Origin of the sequence: Halorubrum sp. SP3, from assembly GCF_005435195.1 — an archaeon.
Classification (GTDB): domain Archaea; phylum Halobacteriota; class Halobacteria; order Halobacteriales; family Haloferacaceae; genus Halorubrum; species Halorubrum sodomense.
On the sequence record NZ_SGTU01000075.1, the window covers coordinates 1 to 1838 of the forward strand.

Annotated in this window: 1 protein-coding gene and 1 pseudogene; one reads left to right on the top strand and one right to left on the bottom strand. The window is 52.9% G+C overall.

The window, feature by feature from the left end:
• A pseudogene (locus EXE42_RS15345) lies at positions 1-599 on the top strand (cell division control protein Cdc6); the annotation flags it as partial.
• 642 nt (positions 600-1241) lie between these two features.
• Here EXE42_RS15345 and EXE42_RS15350 read toward each other — a convergent pair.
• Complete coding sequence (locus EXE42_RS15350; protein WP_137706893.1) at positions 1242-1565, bottom strand: hypothetical protein; 324 nt, start codon at positions 1563-1565, stop codon at positions 1242-1244.
• Positions 1566-1838: the final 273 nt, after the last annotated feature.

The window sequence follows — 1838 nt, forward strand, 5'->3', positions numbered from 1 at the left end:
AAGCAATCCTCCGACGGCGTCAGGATGCGTTCCATGACGACGTCGTCGACGATGATGTGATTCCACTCGCAGCGGCGTTCGCAGCACAGACGCATGGTGACGCGAGGAAGGCGATCGATCTCATGCGGGTTGCCGGCGAGCTGGCTGAGCGTGAAGGCGACAACCGCGTTAGCGAAAAACACGTCCGTACCGCACAGGAGAAAGTCGAGAAGAATCGGGTGTTAGAGGTCGTTCGTGGTATCAGCACACAAAAGAAGCTCTGTCTGTACGCAACCGCAGCGGTTGCGTCCCAAACTGACGGTGGGAGCGCCAGGAGTACGACCGGCTATCGTGTGTATCAATATCTGACTGATGCTATTGACACGGATCAGTACCACCAGGAAACGTACGTGAATAAGATGAAAGAACTCACGACGTACTCTCTGGTCGACTTCGAGCGACGGAGCCACGGGCCCAGCTCGGGGATGTTCCTCGAGTTCCAGTTTGGCGAAAGTCCAGGGACAATTCTCGAGACACTCCGTGAAGACTCGCGTATTGAAGCGATTTCTGAAGAGGAGGTTACCTCCGTGGTCAAAGCGCAGATCCGAAACCAGACGTAGACATTTCAGTTATTGATGTGGTCTTTTGCGGCACGGTGTCCCCTGTTTTATGAGACTTTTCCATTATGTCTGATAGACACCCCTCTATCGATGTGTTCGATGGGTGGGCTATCGTGCTCTTCCACCCCGGTTATGAGACTTTTCCATTATGTCTGATAGACACCCCTCTATCGATGTGTTCATCGTGTCGGCTATCGACTCACCCATCCCGCTTATGAGCCTTTTCCATGATTTCCAATAGACACCCCTCTATCGATGTGTTCGATGTGTCGGCTATTGTGCTCTCCCACCCCGGTTATGGGACTTTTCCATTATGTCTGATAGACACCCCTCTATCGATGTGTATCCGGAGTTTGTTATCAGGTCTCACTTGATATCTGAGTAACTCATCCACGGGTGTTTAGTTATTTTCCATTGTTTCCGATAGACACCCCTCTATCGATGTGTGATTCTCCATGAGAGCCGCCAAAACGAACATATTCGGCAGATAAATATCACGTGCTCACCGACACCACCATCCCTCTCGAGTTGAGCGATCGCCATGCGAACTACTCGACCAGAGCCTGTATCGATGTGTTCTCCCGACCCGATCCTCGTCGACACCCCTCTATCGATGTGTACCGGATTAGGGGACAGGAGTGGTCACTCGTCGGGGTCAACCGGCCCTTTATATTTTGACTTCACCGAGCTTCCGGTCCGCCACTGCCAGTAGTAGTAGCGGTTGTCGTTGATCTCCTTGATTGTAATCGTGGCCTTCGTGGGGACGTCATCCGGGAAGTCGTCGGGTTGCTCGTCACTTTCGTCATCACCGGACTCTTCATCGACGTCGACTCCACGAGCCTTATGCGATGCCAACGCCTCAGCGTAGTGTGCGACGTACCGGAGCTGTTCAGGCGAGTAGCTGTTGAGTTTGTCGACCATCTCCGTTGAGAGGTCAGCAGGTGGCGTCGGTGGCTTGTGAGACATCTGCGATCTAGTATTAACCAACAGAGCGCGTAATGACATAGATTTGTTGGTTAACAAGATATCGTCTCGTCACGCTAAAGAGTGCGAATAGCAAACTATTCAGAAATAGACGTGCCGTTAGACGCCGTCCGGACGGGGGGCGTTCTCGTACTTGACCATCTTCTCGGGCTTGTTAGTGATGGTGTCGTAGATCTGCTGGAGCGTGTCCTCTGCTGCGAGGAGGTTATGATCGTCGAGGAACGCCCGGCGGCTGGGGGAGCTGGGGATCGGGAT

Coding starts and splice junctions, on each gene's coding strand:
- EXE42_RS15350 (WP_137706893.1), bottom strand. CDS start 1,565: ATGTCTCACAAGCCACCGACGCCACCTGCTGACCTCTCAACGGAGATG.